This is a genomic window from Halolactibacillus sp. JCM 19043, assembly GCF_001310395.1.
Classification (GTDB): Bacteria; Bacillota; Bacilli; order Bacillales; family Amphibacillaceae; genus Halolactibacillus; species Halolactibacillus miurensis.
In genome coordinates, this window is the sequence record NZ_BAXD01000011.1 from 58091 (window position 1) to 73597 (window position 15507).

Sequence of the window (15507 nt, forward strand, 5' to 3'; positions counted from 1 at the left end):
TATAGAATGAACGAACGGATACTCGTTTATACGCAAAACAGTTGATACCACTCACTCCGCCTGTCTTGTGGACAGATAGACAAAAAAAGAGCACTCGTTTCCAAAAAAGCTTAAGCTTGGAAATGAGGCTTCGACATACACGCACGAAATATGTAGAACACTGTCAATATTATCTAACGGTTATGAAAAAAAGTCAATGAAAACACCTTGCTAAAGCGAAAACAGATTGACACTTGATCACACTTTTGATGAATAGGAAAAAACAACACTTTTGTGAACAAGAAAAAAACACTTCACTTTTCCTTATGACTCTAGTATAGTAATAGGTATTTCCATTATAAAAAGACAAATGTCCACATCAGAAGAACACTCTCATTATGTGTCTCACTTCTTGTGGGCATAATAATGAATGTAAATCATATCAATAAAGAGATACATAAACACACACTTGGAGGGAAAACAATGCAGCTACAAACACTACTAGAAGACATTAACAGTATTTTATGGGGACCGATTATGCTTATTTTACTCGTTGGTACAGGCGTCCTCTTTACCATTCGCTTAAGAGGGCTCCAAGTAAGGAAGTTCGGGATGGCCTTTAAACAGACCTTTGGTGGTATGTTTAAGAAAAGTCAGGCTGATGAAGACGGGATGAGTTCCTTTCAAGCACTCGCAACAGCCATTGCCGCACAAGTTGGTACCGGTAACTTAGCCGGTGTTGCAACCGCCATTGCGCTTGGTGGACCGGGCGCGATCTTTTGGATGTGGGTCAGTGGCTTCTTCGGAATGGCGACGATTTTTGCTGAAGCTGTCCTTGCTCAACTTCATACTGAAAAGCGCGACGGCGAAATTACTGGCGGTCCCGCTTACTATATTAAGAACGGATTAGGCAGTAAAGGATTGGCCACATTTTTTGCCATCTCGATTATTATCGCCCTAGGTTTATGGGGAATATGTCCAATCAAGCTCCATCGCAGAAGCTGTCTACGCGGCTTTTGAAGTACCTAACGTCGTCACAGGTGTCGTGATTGCTCTTTTAGTTGGGCTGATTATTCTTGGAGGTATTTCACGGATTGCGTCATTTACTGAAAAAATCGTACCGATCATGGCTGGCTTTTATATTTTAGGCGCTCTCGCTATTATCGTGATGCATGCCGATATGATTTTACCCGCTTTTGAAATGATTTTTGTCGGGGCTTTTAATCCAAAAGCGGCGACAGGTGGTGTCATTGGTGTCGGTTTAAAAGAAAGTTTACGTTACGGAATTGCTCGTGGCGTATTCTCTAATGAGGCTGGTATGGGGTCAACACCACACGCCCATGCGGTCGCGAAAGTGAAGCACCCGGCAGAACAAGGCCTTGTGTCTATTATGGGTGTCGTTATTGATACAGGCATTGTCTGTACATTAACCGCTCTTGTCATTCTGACAACAAATGCGTTACCTACGGGACTCTTTGGTGCCCAGCTCACACAAGAAGGCTTCACGATTGGTTTTGGTAACTTCGGTACCACCTTTATTGCTATTTGCTTATTTTTCTTCTCACTCTCAACCATTATCGGTTGGTACTATTTCGCGGAAGCGAATGTGAAATACCTTGCCGGTAAAAAAGGCGTACCTGTTTTTCGTCTTTTCGTCTTGATTTGTATCGTGTTCGGTACGACAATGAGTGCTGAAATCGTATGGGAACTGGCCGATGTTTTCAATGGCCTCATGATTATTCCTAACTTAATTGCTTTACTCGGTTTAAGTTCACTCGTAATTAAAGTCGCCAATGATTATGAAGGACCTTTTTTACATCACAAAGCCTCTCAATACGAAAATAAACGCATCAGATAACGTTGTTAACTTCACTGCTGCAAGAGGTCAATCACCGCTATACTTTTTGATTCAACCAACCAATAAGCCGCAAAAGATGTAGATATCTACAATTTTTGCGGCTTATTGTGTATCATGACTTATTTGATTGTAGTGCACTACTTTGTTTCTTCCTGATTGTTTTGCTTTATACATCGCTTTATCTGCTTTTAAAATAAGCGTATCACTGTCGTCACTTGATGTGAACGTCGAAACACCAATACTAATCGTGATAGGCACCGTGAAGAATTGATCCTTCTCAACATGCGCTCTCAACAGTTCTGCCGCTTCCGTTGCGGCTTTTTCTGTTAAGTCGGGCATTAAGACGACAAATTCTTCCCCACCAAAACGCGCACTTGTAAAAGACAAGTCTTGATGATACACCATCGTATGCGCCAAGTGTATCAACACATCGTCGCCTACACTATGACCGTATTGATCGTTGACGCGTTTAAAATAATCAATATCTAACAACATAAGTGAGAATGACTCTCCCGTACGGTTAAAGCGGTGGATCGCTTGTTCTAAACGATCAAGAAACACTCGACGATTATACAATTTAGTGAGCCAATCTCGGGTGGCATAGCGTTTTAATTCTTTATTTAACGTTAGTAGTTGTTGCTGCTTTTCGATTAGCGTAGTATGCAGCGCTTCTTTTTCTTTCAACACTTCTTCTAATCGCTTATTGATTTCTTTCAATTCTTTTTCATACTTAATCTGCCGTGATACCGGAAAAATGATACAATCAATCACGGCCTGATCATGTTCATTAAATAATTTCGCGCTGAACAGACAATCCTTTAATTGTGACTCCTTTGTCTCTAAAGTGATATAGATGTCTTCTACTTGACCGACTGCTCTCAGTTTCGGGTAGACTAAGGAATGAAAGAAAAATCGTCCCGCATTATTTAAAACGTGTTCGATATGGGCACCATTAAGTTCCACTTTTGTGTACTTCACAAAATCAGCGAAGGTTTGATTGCAATTGACGATATGCCCTGCAAGATTTAAACTAACAAAACTGGCAATCGCTTCGTCCCATCTGGTCTCCTCCATCCCTTCACCTCCCATACTCCATCCTTTATCTCTTTTTAAAGATAAGCTTTTATGGCGTCAATCGTCTCCTGCGGATGACTGACATGTGGATAATGCCCCTTCGCATCCATGGCATGTAGCTGACTATCTTTCATTTGATCACGCATATACTCCGCTACTTCTAACGGGACAAAACTATCCTCTGAACATTGTAAAATCACCACAGGTACCGATACTTGAGATAATAACTGACGATAATCCATTAGTAACGTCACCTTCAAGAAAGTATAGGTTATTTCTGGATCACTTTTTAGAAATTCATCTTCTATATATTGTGATTTTTCAGCGTCAACAGACGTAGGTAAAGCAACAGGCGCAAGAAAACTTGCCCACCCACTATAGTTCATTTCCATCATCTCTAAAATTTGATCAACATCGTTACGTGTAAAACCACCATAATAGTCTTCATCATTGATATAGTGCACAGAGGCACCAATCGTAAATATTTTCTCAAATAAATCAGGGCGTTTAATCGAAGCAAGTAAAGCAATCAGCCCACCAACAGAGTGACCGACACATAGAACATTTTGCCACCCGTAACTGTCGCACAGTTCAATCAAATCATCACTATAGCCGTCGATCACTTGATATTTTTCTTTTGCATAATAGGTTAAGTCTGATTGTCCCGATCCCATTAAATCAAACGTCATCACTTGATAGTCATCAGTAAAGTCTGGCAGTACCCAGTCCCACGTCTTTTTGTTTGAGGCGAAACCATGAACAAAGACGATGCGCTTGTCGCCTGTTCCTGAAATACTTACATTGAAACGTTCCTTCATTTCTTTTGTCATGTTGACTCACCCTCATTCATTTATGTTGTCTTATTATTCACTTCCCGATTAAGTCAGTGAATATGCGTCTTGTTGTAGTTTGTTGTTCTTCCCGGCTGATCGTGTTTTCACCGTCACCATCTTGCTTACCGTATGAACCGAAATTGGCATGATTACCGCCTTCTATCACGTTATACGTCGTATCTTCTGGTAACAGCGATTGACTTGTCTCAAAAGATTCCCAATTTAAAATAGTGTCGTTGCTTGCGGTGATGGAGACTACCGGAAAATCAACAGCTGATAGATCATTATTTTCAGCTGGGTAAGCTCCAAGAAAAACAAGGCCATCAACCGCTTCTGGCACGTCACTTAAATAAATCGATGCACTGGCCCCACCTAATGAATGTCCACTTAGGTAAGTAGCAGTTCTGTTGGCTCACTTTCCTGCACATCTTCAATCGCATCCGCATTTAAAATAGCTAGATTTAATGGCATTTTTATTATAAACACTTCATACCCTTCATCAGTTAACGGCTCAAGTAGCGGCACATAACTTACCGGTTCAACAAGTCCACCTGGATAAAAAACAAGTCGGACTTCGGGTTCGTTTTGTGATAATTTAATCCAATCGGCTGTTTCGGTCACATTTGGTAAATCTAACATATCACTGGCTTCTTCTAATGGCTTATAGGTATTTATCTTAAGAAATATAAACGCAGACAAACTAATTAATATTATAACCGCTATTAAAATAAAACCAATACGTTTCATTAACTTTTTCTTCTTTGTCACTTTTATGACCACCCTTCATATCTCTATTGCTTAAATAGGCGTTTCTTATGTGACTATGCTCTCGTTTTTCTCTCGTGATTGTTGTTATATCATACCAGATAAGAGTAGATCATTCACATCCAATTATTTAAGCATCCGCTCTAAACGTTTTCTCCTTAGATTCCGTTCTAGTCATACACATAAATATCCTGTGGTTTAATAATCGTCTTATTAGCTATGATTGCGATTAATACACCTAATGACACAAAACTTATTCTTTCAATCGCGACCAAAAACACCTGATTCATAAGAGCACCAGAGGCTACAACAGATATCGTTACACATATGATTTTTTCTTGATAATTACGCGTGAATGCATCTAAGTAACCGCCAAGTAACACGACAGCTTGCCTTAAAAAGCTCGTCTGTATGACTGTAAAGAGGCTAAGAACAAGGATAATCCCCATGATGGTGCCTGTTAAACGTTGTTTTGCCCGTTTTCGGCATGATTCCTGTTGAAATTCTGTTAATGAGAAGACCGTATAAACAATCCATCTCCCTTGGTCAATAGCGAATATGTCCACAATAAAGCTAGCAAACGCAACGGCAAACGCTAAACGCATAGCATAATAAAATCTTACCGAATGTATTTGCTTATGTTTTATCAGGTTGAATTTATCTCTTATTTCAGCCACCGCTTGACGAGAGAGTGACATGAGTGGCTTATTCTTTCGATTTACAGTAAAAGAAACGGTGCGTTTTTTAATAATCATTGGCACCAAACCAATCAGTAACGCACCAATAAATAAAGCAACCAATCTCATCATCACGTCTTCCTTTTGAACGGGGGTATACAACATGAAAAGGTACTGTAAACCAAAAGGAATCAAGATGGTCTTATTTAATCTTTCTGTTAAATAATATCCCATCATATAAAAAGATATAACATTAAGTATAACCCCTAACAACAGCTGTTGACTAGCGAAAAAAGTAACGACACCAGAACCTACATTTAATAAGATTAAAACGATGAAATTGCTCGTCACTGATTGTGATGAGTCTTCATTCATGAGTATAAGAAGGGCAATTAATGTACTCACACCGACTAACGTATTACTGGTACCAAAGATATCCTTAAAAACCTTAACGAACAAAACTATAAACAGAAACAACATTGTCTGTGATCGTATTTTTTTCATGATGTACTTCTCCTTTCACCTTAAACAATGAAGCATTTTAGCACACCATCTTTTGTTTGACAATTTTTTCACCCTTTGCGACTAAGGCGCTCTTACTACTTTCTTTTCACCTCATTAATTAAAGCGAGCCCTCCCCATCACAACAACCCTTAAACTATTTGAAGCGAAAATAATCGCAAATTTTTCCGGCAACCTCATCAGGACTTAAATGCGTATTGTCTATTTTTAAGTAATGTTCATACGGTACCTCTCCTGGATGACTGACCATACGGTAGCGTGTCTTTTCTTCTTCCATTCGCTTTTCAGTCGTCTCGATATCACGTTTAGACGCTTTTTCTTTTAAACGCAGTTCCGTTTTATTCCGCTCAAACCTAGTCCCGTCATCTGTCACAAGTTCCACGTAGTAACAAGTCGCCCCTTGACTCGTAAACTTATCATGTAGCGTCTGAACATAATCCCAGTCATCCGGCTCACTAAACGCCCACATGAAAGTAAAAATGAGCCTTTTTGATTGGTTTTGAGAAACTCATCAAAGATGACGTCACGCGTCTTTTCTATTGCTGGAAGATGGAACTCCCCGAAAATTTCTAACACCGGTTCAATCATCATATGGTTATGGAATAGCCTTAACCTTGTCTGTTCCATTAATGCTTTACCAACCGTCATTTTCCCGACAGCGCTGTCACCAAAAATCAATACAAAATCCATTTTTCACCCTCCTCTTAGGTGACACCTTATCCAATAGGTTCCTTCTCTCATATTAGAGAAAATAACGATACAGTTATGATAAGATGTTGTCAAAGATCTTTTAACTTTTATGTCAATCTTTCAGGATTATCAAAACGATGCATCACCCTTATTTCTTCCATCATAGCGTGAAAAGGAGACAGGCACAATGACAAATCATCAACAATCTTATGGTTTTAAATTTAAAGGAGAGTTTCAACAGCGTATTGCTAGTATCCATTCGATTGGAAAAGAAACCCAAACAAGCACGAACTACCAGTGGGATGGATTAAAACGAAATGAAACAGGAAAAGTTGTGTTTCAATATACCCTTGCGGGTGAAGGGGCGATTCGGATTGACGACACAACGATTTCTTTAAAGGCTCATGATGCTTTTCTTGTGCCATTACCGAGTAATCATTGTTATTACTTACCGGAGACATCTGATGCTTGGTCTTTTGTTTATATTACGCTTTATGGAGATGAAGCCGTCAGACTCTTAACGGATGCGATTGATACATATGGTCACATCCTTACATTTAAACGGGAGAGCCGACCGATTCAGTACCTCTTTTATTTACTCGATAAATTATCGTCAACAGGTATGTCTTATGGTTACGAACTGTCACGTCACGCCTATACGTTTTTAATGGAACTCTTACAATATATCGAACACGACCAAGCGCAAGACACTGAATTACCACAAGCCATCGCCAAAGCCGTCGCCTTTATTGAGTCACATTTTGATCAAGATCTCGCGCTTTCAGACATTGTCGCTGTCTCAGGTCTATCGACGTATTATTTCACCCGGCTATTTAATCAAACCATGGGTGAGACACCAATCAAATATTTAACGAAAGTCCGTCTGAATGAAGCACTCACCTTACTACAAGACCGCACACTGACCATTGAAGACATCGCCATCCGCGTCGGATTCAATGAGGCGAATTATTTCAGTAAAGTCTTTAAAAAAGCGTTAGATATTCCGCCGAGTCACTATCGCAACAGCCGTTCTTTTATGCCTGTTAACCAATTATTCTTAGATTAAACAAGCGCAATATTTTACTTATTTTATTTTTATTTTCGATTGCCTCTTGATATGAATGCGCTTAAAATACAGTTAAGACAACAACTAATTAAATGATATATATCATCACAAGGAGGAAACAACAATGAATAAAATTACTTTTTTAGGCGCAGGAAGTACCGTATTCGCAAAGAATGTGTTAGGTGACTGTATGACGGTTGAGGCGTTACAAGATTTTGAGTTTGCGTTATATGATATCGATCATGAACGGCTTGAGGACTCAGAGCGCATGTTGACAAACTTAAAAGAAGTTTGCAGTCAACGGTAAACGTCGTCGCCTATCATGACCGAAAAGAAGCGTTACGCGGCGCGAAATACGTGATTAATGCGATTCAAGTCGGCGGTTATGATCCTTGTACAATCACGGATTTTGAGGTACCTAAAAAATACGGCTTACGTCAAACGATTGCCGATACACTCGGTATTGGTGGGATTTTCCGTAACTTACGCACGATTCCAGTCATGCAAGACTTTGCGAAAGATATGAAAGAGGTCTGTCCTGATGCATGGTTTTTAAATTACACGAATCCGATGGCTGTTCTTACGAACATCATGCTAAAGGAAGGCATTAAAACCGTTGGTCTATGCCACAGCGTCCAAGTTTGTGCGGATCACTTACTTGACTCGCTTGATATGCCAAAAGACAATATCCAGTGGAAAATCGCTGGGATCAACCATATGGCGTGGTTACTTGAGATTACGCAAGACGGTAAAGACCTTTATCCTGAGATTAAACGTCGCGCCAAAGCCAGACAACAAGACAAACATGATGACATGGTCCGCTTCGAACTCATGGACACGTTCGGCTATTATGTGACCGAATCATCTGAGCATAATGCGGAATACCATCCGTACTTTATTAAAAAACAGTACCCTGAACTTATTGAAAAATATAACATTCCTCTCGATGAATACCCACGTCGCTGCGTGAATCAAATCGAGGGTTGGAAACAAATGCGAGAGGATTTAATTCACGATAAAAACTTAACGCATAAACGATCACACGAATATGGGTCGTACATTATCGAGGCAATGGAAACAAACAAACCGATTAAAATTGGTGGAAACGTCTTAAACACAGGCCGTCTAATAAGTAATCTACCTGAAAATGCCGTCGTTGAAGTCCCATGTTTAGTTGATGCGAGTGGTGTCAATCCAACCTATATCGGGGACTTACCGGAACAATGTGCTGCCTTAAATCGCACCAATATCAATACGCAACTGTTAACGATTGAAGCTGCCTTAACAAAAGATAAACAGAAGATTTATCAAGCCGCACTCCTTGATCCTCATACAGCTGCTGAATTATCGATTGATGACACGATTCAATTATGTGATGATTTAATCGACGCTCACAGGGACTGGCTACCTGAGTATAAATAGGACGGCCATTCTTTTATTGTCATTTGCTTAAACGAGCGCTAAGAATCAAAACCAAAAGAAAAAGTTTACCTGTGAAGCTACCCAGGTAAACTTTTTCTTTTCTAGTATAATGACAGGGCGTCCTCCCATGATTCCTTCTATGTTAGACTAATTTACTTTGATCAACTGATACCGTAATCTTATCAATATCATGATGGCGACCAAAGAGCATCTGACTTGTCTCCACATCTAAAGTGTGACCTTGATAGACGGTTTCTTTACCTGATACGTCAGTCACAATCATTTTTTCTTCATCGCTTAACACGTAGATGACAGGTACCGTAAGTGCCGTAAAGCCAATCGTGTCTTTAGCTAAAGTAAGTGATGGTGTCGTTTCTAGGTTTTGACGGTAAGCCAATGACCATTGTTGGTCTGTCGTTAAGAATTCTTCTTTTGATAATAACACAGGATCAAAGCTAAGTTGACCGTTCTTTACAGTAACCCCAAGCTCACCGAAGCGCGAAAGAATATCTTCTTTTACTTGCCCTGTCATACCAGGTTGTTGCACACCAGCGAAGCTTGGTGTATGTGAATAGGCTTCCGTTGGGAAGGCACCATAGTCTTCTGGTGTCTTATCTACCCCAACACCAGCCTTAATGTCACGATAATACGTCACGAGCTGTTCGGCATCAGAAGTCATGCCTTCTTCGTTATACACATCGATGAAGTTTTCTTGTGTTGCCAGAAGTAATTTCGATACCATGTGCCAGTAGATGCTGCCAAGTCCTTCGTATTTATAGAAGGTACCTGATCGACCGGTAAAGGCGTGGTGGTTAAAGAGATTTGTGAAAAGATCTTCAACGACCATAATATCTGCTTGTTCGTAGATATTTAGCTTCTCTAGTGCTTCTCTTACCTCTTCACCATTTCTGAAGCGACCGTTAAAGTGGTAACGCCCATCGACATCTTGTTCAATGATGCGTGTCTGGTTAGTTTCTAATTCTTGTTTAAGAATAACTGAGCCTTGAACATCTTCAGCCGGAATAATATTCTTCTCTAAGAATTTAGGTAAGTCCCTGTTCGGATACAACATGTAGCTGTTTTGGTCTTGACGGTAAATAGCACTCTCTTTTAGTGACGCTAAAACGTTAATCACTTCTTCTTTCGGTAGAGCTTTTGAACTTAATACGGCCACTTGACCTTCTAACATTTCATATAAATAATCGACGTTACAACTATTTTCATTAAAACGAATCAAGTTATACGCATGATACAACCCGTCTTCGCGCTTGTTTTTTACAATCGTATCTTTTAAGTGTGACAACGACACATCAATGAAGTCTTGTAGTGCACTGACAGATAGGTCTACTTTTTCACCAGAGAAACTTTCGTTATAGACAGTCTCACGGTAGTTTTCACCAATCTCACCTAAAGCTTTGACAATTAAATAACGTGTCTCGTCAGAAATAGGTTCACCTAGAATTGATTCATGTGATTTCAATACGTCAAACGTTTGGTCAAACATCTGCTTCACTTCCGCTGATACTCTAATAGAATCTGTTGGTAAGTCTTTCACAAGTTGGTCCATGTAAACTTGGAACCGGTGCATGTAGTAAAGTGTCACCATGGATAACCCGTTACCAACAAGCGCATTATTAGCATCGTTCCATTCTGGACGCTGGGTATTCATCCAAATACCACCTTCTGGTACGTAGTTTGAAAACTTCGCCAGTAATGTGACTAATAATTTCTCCATAAGGTTAACGTGGTAGACACGATCGTTATGGTAGATGAGCTTGCCATCTGAACCAATGGCTTGGACACGTTGATTGATGACGTGTTCTTTCGCATCATCATAAATAATGCTGTTTCGTGGGTCTTTGACTAAGACCTCAAAACCTTTAATTCGGTAAGGCACATGCGCATATGCAAACATATCCTTTGATAATAATGTCTGTAGCTTTTCTGGGTTATAATCTTTTGATAACTCAAGTAATTTTAACAGATAGATGATTTGATGGTCACCCCAGTAGCCGATATTTGACCAAGGATCTTCTGGGTCAAGGACTTCCCAGTCAATGCCTGCTTTCGTAATCCGGTACGGATTATAACCGTCAGCGGTCGAAGCATTCACGAATTTTGCGATAATACTTTCAATAAAGCTGGATATGAAAACGAAAGCGCTTCCCAGTTTTGAAAGATATCTCGCCAGTTCCCTTCAAAGTTTAACGCTTTTGAGCCATCTTCTTTTGTCACTTCTATATTAAATTTATTCCACGGACGACTTGGGTCACCATGACGACGGCTAAACGTCAGTGGTAGATATTCAAACAAGAGTCTTTCTAGATTCGGATTCTTTTGATCTTTGGCGCGATCAAGTAAGTCGTTGTAATGTAAGGCGTGAGATAAGCTAGTGAAAAAGGCTGTTTCATCACGATAGACCGCTTGATTCCATTGTTTCACAAATTGTATCAAGTCCTGTTTATCAATCATATAACCATCGGCATAAATACCTCCGCGCATAATGTTATACAACGTATTAGAAAAATGACGGTAGCTTGCCTTTTCATTAGCCGTGTGTTGGAATCCGTCGGCATTGAAGACGAGTTGACGTAAGTTTTCTGAACCAAGTGCCACATCTTCTTCTACTGCTTCTATTAATCCCTGATCTTCAGCTAATGTTTGTTTAAGCTCTAAAATATCAGCAGCACTTTGATTTAATTCAGCAACAATGTACCACGACTTTTCAGCACCTTTTTCTAAGTGGACAACATCGGACACATAATAAGCACCGCGACGTCCCTTAACATCCTCTTCTGTTTCAATACCAGCATTAGATGAGAACGCTTTAATTTGTTGTTCTGATAAGAGATACGTAGGTTGGCCCAATCCTTTAGACCAAACAGTGGTTGCTTTTAATGATTCACTTGGTTCTGCCTTATCAGTCAGAATAGAACTCAGTGTATAAATGCCTAAACCGACATCTTCGTGTAGCTCTGAACGTTTATAGCCATCAACTAGTGTACTCTTTGTTGTTTGAAGTAATGTATTAACGCCGTATGGCAAGATATTTCTTAACCCATCTAACACACGCACACTGACGGCTTCATCAGTCGTGTTGATGAGTGTTGACTGTTTAATAAAACCATAAGCTTCACTTGTTTTTAATGTATAATTAAACGTTAAACCTAGATCAGTATTAATTTCTTCAAAAATAATTTTATCACCTGTCGTATTTTTATAAAGATTACGCGTGATGTGATAAACACCTGCTAAATGCGTTGAAAATGGTTTCCACAAATAATCTTTCTCACCTTTTGTTACAATCAACGTTGTATCTGGCCCCGTTGTTTCAACACTGTCGTGGATTTTGTCATCTGTCTCATACGGAAATAATGCTGATTCCGCATTTTTTCGTCCAGCAGTTAACCCTCCTGTACTTGATACGAATAACCAATGATCGGTATCACTGACGACGGTCATAAAAAATGGTGTCATCTGATTCACATGCTCAATTTTAAAGAAAGTTTCATTATTTAATGTCATCATTTTTAGCGAAACCGCTTTCGAATTTTGGTATAAAAAACTCGTTCCTAAATATAAATCGCGTAAAGTTTCCATAAAAAAATCCTTTCTATCATAAATTTAATGAACTGTTGTCCCCCTGATTATATCGGTCGCTCATCCATTGTGCAATCAAGAGGAACAAAATGAATAACAAGTCGTAGATTTTCGTGAAGATTGACATAAAACACCTCGTTCTCTTGTGATAAACGCCTGCTTTTAAAACATGATTTCCCATGCTATTAAAATCTTATGATATCAACAAGAGAACCGCTTTCGAAAAGAGTTAAAATCTCTTTATTATACCCATTGTAAACGGTTTATTACGAGAATACAACCCTTTTATTTTTGTCGTATATGGAAAACTTTCGCTCGCTGAAAACAATCATACTATCATTACCCTATCCACAGAAACTGTTCGAGTTAAGACACGTGACAATAGCGACAACGTATCAGATTAGTTTCGGTAAAACTGATAACGTCGCTCCCATGTTTTAGTCTCACCCGGTGTTAAATCAATATCAATAAATACTTCTGGACTGACAACATGATTACGGCCCCACAGTGCCATCTTCTGAGGTGTAAAGCAAGTCAAGTCTCTAACTCCTGCTTTTATCTCGGTGTGATACAGCTCCCAGTTATATGGTGCGCTTTTTTCATTCAGATCAATATGCGCATAAAAGTCACCATCCGGTACAACCGGCCATGTTAGTTGCTGATTCGTCTGTTTAATTGTCCCTACCGCCACCTCTAGATGATTCATTTTAGGTAATGTCAGCTGATAGTTCTCATTGACGGTTTCGTCATTGATACCAATAAAGTTATGGGCATACTCACTGGTTTTAAATGATTCATCTCCGGTATTTTTAAGTGTATACCGGATCACAACGTGACCATCTAACAGAGAGATCTCTTTATTTAAGTGAAAGCCATAGCCATTGTCATTATGAGCCTCTGCATCAAACGTGATGCTTGAATGTGTGTAAGACACGTGAAACTTAGCTGGAGTAACGTCATAACGACGGAAGAAGTCATAGTCACTTTCGCTATCTTTCGTCAGTAACCCGACACCTATTTTCGGAAATTGTTGTCCCTTCTTTATCCCCTCATATCCTAGTGGTTGATCAATACCGAATTCATTACTTAGTCCGATGCCACCCGTTCCGACACCTTTTTCAAGGCGCTCTGGCACACAGAACGTAACAACGTCATCTAAGGTGATCTGGGTAATAAAACCGGTCCAATCAAACCTTGATCCATCATATACTTCGCCTGGTGCAGCAACATTTACCTTTAAACGGTTATTTTCTAATACATACATCTTTCATACATCCTTTCGTATTTGTTTGCTCTTTTTAACATAAAGTATTTTTAAGCTCCCTCTGTTAAGTCAATCCGATAATGTTCAATCATTGTTCCTTCATGCACAAAGCTTTGAGAAAGTTGCCCTTGATTATTCTTAATGGTTTTAGCTGAGGCGATATTGTCCTGATCACAAGTAATAAGGACACGCGGAATGCTTAATGTCTTACACTTTTCAAGTGCTAATCCGAGCATTTCTGTCGCATAGCCGCGTTGTCTTTCTGACTTCCGCACACTGTAACCAATGTGACCACCTAATGTTTTTAAATAGTCGTTCAGCCTGTGTCTAATATTCACCATGCCAATTAAATGATGGGTATCGACTGTGACCGCAAGATAGGTTGTGGCCGGTACTCGGTCATCTGTCAGTTCTTCTTCCAAATGACTATTCTGAATATCTTTTAACCATGCTTCAAAAGATTCCACGTGCGAAAGCCCAGCTGTCCCATGCATCACCTCATTAAATTGCTCAAATTCTTTTCTGTAATCTAAACAAGCTGCTTTGTCCTCCGCTGTAGGTAACACCAATCTTAATCGCTCCATGACAATTATCCAACCCCTTATCGTTTCACCGTATATTAATATGTTTTTGATTATACACGAAAACAACACCTTTAAAAGCTTAAAGTGACACTGCGTAAAGGTGTTGAGCTATTTCTTAAACATAGACGATAAGACACATTGACTTATAAGTCATGAATCGCCATTCTTTCGACCATCTGGTGATGTTTCTTTTTGTTTCGTATAACGATATAGATCACGAGTAGGAACAACGTCGGAAAGCTAGATACCACCATCACTGGAAGTAAATCTGTCAGCATAGTACTCGTTACTTCTCCCACTTTCGTAACAATACCATCCTGATTGGTCGTTTGTTCGGAGCTAACCGAATAATAAGCAGCAATACTAAGCGTCACCGATAATGATAACAATAGGGAAATCAGTGGTAAAATTAATCCCGGCCATTTACTATCTTTTTTTGATAAGACAATTTGAAACCAAATTACTCCGCCAACAATACCAAGTAAGATACCTACATATACTAAGCTCATAAGTAATGCGATAATCATTCGTCAGCTTCCTCTCTCATTTGTTTTTTATACGCTTGGATCAATATTTTTGCCGTATCAAAATCTATTTTATCATCTACTGCTAATCGCTTTATGAGCGAGACATAAGGTTCATTCGTTTCCCGGTCATTGATATGAATCTTGTCGATCAACTTATCTAAGCGCAAACGTACAGTTGGATAGGTCACATCATATACTTTGGCCATTTCTTTTAACGATCCTGACGATAGCACAAATTTTTTGATAAACGTTATGTCTTCCTCTTCTAAATTTTTTCATCCACTCAGGCACAATGTCAATCGGCACAACCTCACCCCTTACTTTAATAATATTAATAATAACATTTAATTTTATTAAAGTAAATTTTTATTATTGTTTATTTATCTTGATCATTACTCTTAATTTACTTTTTCTGTCTGCTTAAAAAAGCAAACATCCTTTTCACTTAGATAATTGATACTCTAAATGAAAAGGATGTTAGGATGATTATTTGTGTCGTCGTTTATCGCTTTAGGTCGAGAAGACACCTTCCTCAAGTGCGTTAGCACTAGGTGGGTGATGAATCATCGGTTTTGAATATTTTTGAAGTGACAAACATATATTCCTCATGATATAATTAAAGCGTTAACAATGATCGACACAAAAC

Annotated in this window: 15 protein-coding genes and 2 pseudogenes; 4 read left to right on the top strand and 13 right to left on the bottom strand. The window is 39.2% G+C overall.

Going from position 1 to position 15507, the window contains the following annotated elements; translation table 11 throughout:
- Positions 1 to 462 precede the first annotated feature (462 nt).
- The gene (locus JCM19043_RS18165; RefSeq protein WP_255349948.1) at positions 463 to 999 is read left to right on the top strand and encodes an alanine:cation symporter family protein; all 537 of its coding nucleotides are present in this window, start codon (positions 463 to 465) and stop codon (positions 997 to 999) included.
- The gene (locus tag JCM19043_RS07510) at positions 971 to 1837 is read left to right on the top strand and encodes a sodium:alanine symporter family protein (RefSeq protein WP_255349949.1); all 867 of its coding nucleotides are present in this window, start codon (positions 971 to 973) and stop codon (positions 1835 to 1837) included. Before JCM19043_RS18165 ends, JCM19043_RS07510 begins: the two co-directional genes overlap by 29 nt.
- Before the next feature lie 102 nt (positions 1838 to 1939).
- Here the strand turns inward: JCM19043_RS07510 and JCM19043_RS07515 are convergent, their stop codons facing one another.
- The 7 genes from JCM19043_RS07515 to JCM19043_RS16875 form a co-directional block, all read right to left on the bottom strand.
- Positions 1940 to 2911, bottom strand: a complete 972-nt coding sequence (locus JCM19043_RS07515) for a GGDEF domain-containing protein (protein ID WP_062321362.1) — start codon at positions 2909 to 2911, stop codon at positions 1940 to 1942.
- Positions 2912 to 2946: 35 nt separating this feature from the next.
- Entirely contained in the window at positions 2947 to 3741 is a 795-nt protein-coding gene (locus JCM19043_RS07520; protein ID WP_062321364.1) for an alpha/beta fold hydrolase, read from the bottom strand.
- Positions 3742 to 3778: 37 nt separating this feature from the next.
- A complete protein-coding gene (locus tag JCM19043_RS18170; RefSeq protein ID WP_062321366.1) occupies positions 3779 to 4084 on the bottom strand; it encodes an alpha/beta hydrolase in 306 nt (101 codons plus the stop codon).
- A 47-nt stretch (positions 4085 to 4131) separates the two neighbouring features.
- Entirely contained in the window at positions 4132 to 4512 is a 381-nt protein-coding gene (locus JCM19043_RS18175) for an alpha/beta hydrolase (protein ID WP_062321368.1), read from the bottom strand.
- Positions 4513 to 4679: 167 nt separating this feature from the next.
- Positions 4680 to 5690 (bottom strand): FUSC family protein, encoded by a 1011-nt coding sequence (locus tag JCM19043_RS07535; RefSeq protein WP_062321370.1) that lies wholly within the window; start codon positions 5688 to 5690, stop codon positions 4680 to 4682.
- A gap of 154 nt (positions 5691 to 5844) precedes the next feature.
- Positions 5845 to 6090, bottom strand: coding sequence for a hypothetical protein (locus JCM19043_RS16870; RefSeq protein ID WP_197274781.1), 246 nt, complete (start codon positions 6088 to 6090; stop codon positions 5845 to 5847).
- Positions 6078 to 6398: a hypothetical protein gene (locus JCM19043_RS16875; RefSeq protein ID WP_197274782.1), complete on the bottom strand. Its 321-nt coding sequence runs from the start codon at positions 6396 to 6398 to the stop codon at positions 6078 to 6080. Before JCM19043_RS16875 ends, JCM19043_RS16870 begins: the two co-directional genes overlap by 13 nt.
- 187 nt (positions 6399 to 6585) lie before the next feature.
- Here JCM19043_RS16875 and JCM19043_RS07545 point away from each other — a divergent pair, with 187 nt between their 5' ends.
- Together JCM19043_RS07545 and JCM19043_RS07550 are read left to right on the top strand one after the other, a co-directional pair.
- Complete coding sequence (locus JCM19043_RS07545; protein WP_062321372.1) at positions 6586 to 7464, top strand: AraC family transcriptional regulator; 879 nt, start codon at positions 6586 to 6588, stop codon at positions 7462 to 7464.
- A gap of 124 nt (positions 7465 to 7588) precedes the next feature.
- Positions 7589 to 8886, top strand: a pseudogene (locus JCM19043_RS07550) (alpha-glucosidase/alpha-galactosidase).
- 142 nt (positions 8887 to 9028) lie between these two features.
- Here the strand turns inward: JCM19043_RS07550 and JCM19043_RS17495 are convergent.
- From JCM19043_RS17495 to JCM19043_RS07575, 6 genes and pseudogenes are all read right to left on the bottom strand, one after another.
- The gene (locus JCM19043_RS17495) at positions 9029 to 10999 is read right to left on the bottom strand and encodes a hypothetical protein (RefSeq protein ID WP_231631451.1); all 1971 of its coding nucleotides are present in this window, start codon (positions 10997 to 10999) and stop codon (positions 9029 to 9031) included.
- A complete protein-coding gene (locus JCM19043_RS17500; RefSeq protein WP_231631452.1) occupies positions 10996 to 12486 on the bottom strand; it encodes a hypothetical protein in 1491 nt (496 codons plus the stop codon). Before JCM19043_RS17500 ends, JCM19043_RS17495 begins: the two co-directional genes overlap by 4 nt.
- A 400-nt stretch (positions 12487 to 12886) precedes the next feature.
- Entirely contained in the window at positions 12887 to 13750 is an 864-nt protein-coding gene (locus JCM19043_RS07560; RefSeq protein WP_062321374.1) for a hypothetical protein, read from the bottom strand.
- 50 nt (positions 13751 to 13800) lie between these two features.
- Positions 13801 to 14334 (bottom strand): GNAT family N-acetyltransferase, encoded by a 534-nt coding sequence (locus JCM19043_RS07565; RefSeq protein ID WP_062321376.1) that lies wholly within the window; start codon positions 14332 to 14334, stop codon positions 13801 to 13803.
- A gap of 143 nt (positions 14335 to 14477) precedes the next feature.
- Entirely contained in the window at positions 14478 to 14861 is a 384-nt protein-coding gene (locus JCM19043_RS07570) for a hypothetical protein (protein WP_062321378.1), read from the bottom strand.
- A pseudogene (locus tag JCM19043_RS07575) lies at positions 14858 to 15140 on the bottom strand (DUF2089 family protein). The gene JCM19043_RS07570 and the pseudogene JCM19043_RS07575 overlap by 4 nt, the downstream one beginning before the upstream one ends.
- Positions 15141 to 15507: the final 367 nt, after the last annotated feature.

Coding starts and splice junctions, on each gene's coding strand:
- JCM19043_RS18165 (WP_255349948.1), top strand. CDS start 463: ATGCAGCTACAAACACTACTAGAAGACATTAACAGTATTTTATGGGGA.
- JCM19043_RS16875 (WP_197274782.1), bottom strand. CDS start 6,398: ATGGATTTTGTATTGATTTTTGGTGACAGCGCTGTCGGGAAAATGACG.
- JCM19043_RS07515 (WP_062321362.1), bottom strand. CDS start 2,911: ATGGAGGAGACCAGATGGGACGAAGCGATTGCCAGTTTTGTTAGTTTA.
- JCM19043_RS07570 (WP_062321378.1), bottom strand. CDS start 14,861: ATGATTATCGCATTACTTATGAGCTTAGTATATGTAGGTATCTTACTT.
- JCM19043_RS07545 (WP_062321372.1), top strand. CDS start 6,586: ATGACAAATCATCAACAATCTTATGGTTTTAAATTTAAAGGAGAGTTT.
- JCM19043_RS17500 (WP_231631452.1), bottom strand. CDS start 12,486: ATGGAAACTTTACGCGATTTATATTTAGGAACGAGTTTTTTATACCAA.
- JCM19043_RS07520 (WP_062321364.1), bottom strand. CDS start 3,741: ATGACAAAAGAAATGAAGGAACGTTTCAATGTAAGTATTTCAGGAACA.
- JCM19043_RS07565 (WP_062321376.1), bottom strand. CDS start 14,334: ATGGAGCGATTAAGATTGGTGTTACCTACAGCGGAGGACAAAGCAGCT.
- JCM19043_RS07535 (WP_062321370.1), bottom strand. CDS start 5,690: ATGAAAAAAATACGATCACAGACAATGTTGTTTCTGTTTATAGTTTTG.
- JCM19043_RS07560 (WP_062321374.1), bottom strand. CDS start 13,750: ATGTATGTATTAGAAAATAACCGTTTAAAGGTAAATGTTGCTGCACCA.